Below are 2,755 nucleotides of genomic sequence, written 5' to 3'. Positions count from 1 at the left end.
GGCGGAGCCGAGGACAGCCTTCTTCAGGGAGCGCGATTTGGCGTCGAAGATCGGGAAGTCCACGCAGGCGTCCACGCAGTCGATGGACACGCCGCCGGGGGTGGGTGCTAGTGGGCTCATGGGTCGTCTCTCCTACACCCAGTACGGGACTCGGGCGCGGAACCGGCGCAGGGCGGCGAACGCCAGGAGGAGGCCGACCGCGGTGCAGCCCAGGACGATCCACCAGTGGTAGGCGGCAACCGGCTCGCCGAGCATGGGCGCGCGGACGATCTCCAGGTAGTGGTACAGCGGGTTGAGCTCGGCGATCCGGGCCCGGTCCGCGATCTGCCCGCCCTGCTCGTACAGCGTCTGGGTGGTCCACACGATGGGGGTCATGTAGAACAGCAGCTGCACCATCGAGTCGAGCAGCGGCGCGATGTCGCGGAAGCGGGTGGCGAGGATGCCGAACAGCATGGCCACCCACACGCCGTTGAGCAGCAGCACCGCCAGCCCCAGGACGGCCAGCAGCAGGTCCCAGCCCAGTGGCCGCGGGTAGATCACCATGAGCACCACCCAGATCACGAGGTTGTGGCACAGGAACAGGAACTGGCGCCACACGAGCCGGTACACGTGCACGCTCAGCGCGCTGGGCAGCTGCTTGATCAGGCCCTCGTTGGAGATGAAGACCTCCGAGCCCTCCTTGATGCAGCCGGAGATGAAGCCCCAGAGGATCAGGCCCACGGTGACGTGGGGGAGGAACTCGGCCAGCGGGATCTGGAAGAGGATCGAGTAGAGCAGCCCCAGGGCCGTGGCCATGACGCCGGTGGCGATGGTGATCCACAGGGGTCCCAGCGTGGAGCGCCGGTAGCGCTGCTTGATGTCCTGCCAGCCCAGGGAGAGCCACAACTCGCGCTGGCTCAGGCCCCGGCGGAGGTCGGCCACGGCCCGGCGGAAGGTGTGGGAGTCGTTGACGATCTCGCCGCGCACGCGCTCGTCGGGGAGCGTCGCCGCGGCGGGATCGGGAAATGGCTGGTCCTGCACGATCGCGAAGCCTACTAGAGGATCGGCCGGTGGCAGCCCCGCCGCGAGGACGCGTAGACAGTAGGGATGACCTCCAGCACCCAGATCCAGCTCGTCAACCGACCCCGCGGGTGGCCCACCCATGACGACTTCCGCACGGTCCACGTGGACCTTCCCAACCTCGCGGAGGGCGAGGTCCGCGTGGCCAACGAGTTCCTCTCCGTGGACCCGTACATGCGCGGTCGGATGAACGAGGGCCGGTCCTACATCCCGCCGTTCGAGTTGGGCGAGACGATGACCGGCGGGGCGGTGGGCCGGGTCGTGGAGTCGCGGTCGGACGCCCACCCGGTCGGCGCGGTGGTGATGCACGACCTCGGGTGGCGGGACGTCGCCCAGGGCGCAGGCCGGCAGTTCCGGGTGGTGCACCAGATCGAGGGCGTGCCGATCTCCGCGTACCTGGGGATCCTCGGGACCACCGGGCTCACCGCCTACGTGGGGCTCCTCCACATCGCGCGCTTCACGCCGGGGGAGTCCGTGTTCGTCTCCGGCGCCGCCGGCTCGGTCGGGTCCGCCGTCGGGCAGATCGCCAGGCTGATGGGCGCCTCCAAGGTCATCGGGTCGGCCGGCAGCGCCGAGAAGGTCGGGAAGGTCATCGGTGACTACGGCTTCGATGCGGCGCTCAACTACAAGGACGGTCCGGTCCGCACGCTCCTGCGCGAGCACTTCGGCAAGCAGGACGGTCAGGGCATCGACGTCTACTTCGACAACGTGGGCGGCGACCACCTCGAGGCCGCGCTGGACCTGATGAACGACGGCGGTCGCCTGGCCCTGTGCGGGGCGATCAGCTCGTACAACGCCACCGAGCGCGCGCCCGGCCCGGACAACCTGTGGCACGCCATCACCCGCGGGCTCACCCTGCAGGGCTTCACGATCAACAAGTACATGCACCTGTTCCCCGAGTTCGCCGGGAAGGTCGGGCCGTGGGTGGCCTCGGGCGAGATCGTCTTCGACGAGACGGTGGTCGAGGGCATCGACAACTCCGTCGACGCGTTCCTCGACCTCATGCGTGGCGCCAACGTGGGCAAGATGCTCGTCAGGATCTGACCCCCGGGGCGTCGAGATCGGCCGACCGCCGACTTTGTGCAACTTGTTGCATGAACGTCGCGACGGACGTACGGTCGGGGCATCCGTCGAAAGGAACGCCGATGTCCCTCCCCCCCGTTCTCGCAGGCCCCCTGACCGTGCCCGTCGTGGCCTCGCCGATGTTCATCTACTCCGGGCCCGAGCTCGTGGCCGCGCAGTGCCAGGCCGGGGTGATCGGGTCGTTCCCCTCCCTCAACGCGCGGCCGCAGTCGGCCCTGGCGGAGTGGATCGACCAGATCAACCGGAGCAACGAGGCGTTCGCCGCGGCGAACCCCGAGGCCTACGTGGCGCCCTTCGCCGTCAACCTCATCGTCCACCGCTCCAACGACCGGCTCGAGCAGGACCTGGCGACCGTCGTCGAACACCGGGTGCCGATCGTCATCACCTCCCTCGGCGCGCGGGAGGAGGTCAACCAGGCGGTCCACTCCTACGGGGGCATCGTCCTGCACGACGTGATCAATAACAGGTTCGCCCGTAAGGCCGTCGAGAAGGGCGCGGACGGGCTGGTGGCGGTGGCCGCCGGTGCCGGCGGCCACGCCGGAACCCAGTCGCCGTTCGCGCTGATCCAGGAGATCCGCGAATGGTTCGACGGACCGCTGCTGCTGTCCGGGGC

At 69.1% G+C, this 2,755-nt stretch carries 3 protein-coding genes and 1 pseudogene; 2 read left to right on the top strand and 2 right to left on the bottom strand.

The window, feature by feature from the left end; translation table 11 throughout:
- Both B4M60_RS07050 and B4M60_RS07045 read right to left on the bottom strand, forming a co-directional pair.
- Positions 1-120: pseudogene (locus tag B4M60_RS07050) on the bottom strand (ABC transporter ATP-binding protein); the annotation flags it as partial.
- Positions 121-132: 12 nt separating this feature from the next.
- Positions 133-1,020, bottom strand: coding sequence for an ABC transporter permease (locus B4M60_RS07045; RefSeq protein WP_291081578.1), 888 nt, complete (start codon positions 1,018-1,020; stop codon positions 133-135).
- A gap of 66 nt (positions 1,021-1,086) precedes the next feature.
- Here B4M60_RS07045 and B4M60_RS07040 point away from each other — a divergent pair, with 66 nt between their 5' ends.
- Both B4M60_RS07040 and B4M60_RS07035 read left to right on the top strand, forming a co-directional pair.
- Positions 1,087-2,103 (top strand): NADP-dependent oxidoreductase, encoded by a 1,017-nt coding sequence (locus B4M60_RS07040; RefSeq protein ID WP_291081576.1) that lies wholly within the window; start codon positions 1,087-1,089, stop codon positions 2,101-2,103.
- A gap of 101 nt (positions 2,104-2,204) precedes the next feature.
- A partial coding sequence (locus tag B4M60_RS07035; protein WP_291081574.1) for an NAD(P)H-dependent flavin oxidoreductase occupies positions 2,205-2,755 on the top strand: 551 nt, incomplete at its 3' end.

The organism is Dietzia sp. UBA5065 (assembly GCA_002415925.1).
Lineage (GTDB): Bacteria > Actinomycetota > Actinomycetes > Mycobacteriales > Mycobacteriaceae > Dietzia.
The sequence above is the reverse complement of the archived record's forward strand: the minus strand, read 5'-3'. Positions and strand labels throughout refer to the sequence as shown.

Coding starts and splice junctions, on each gene's coding strand:
- B4M60_RS07040 (WP_291081576.1), top strand. CDS start 1,087: ATGACCTCCAGCACCCAGATCCAGCTCGTCAACCGACCCCGCGGGTGG.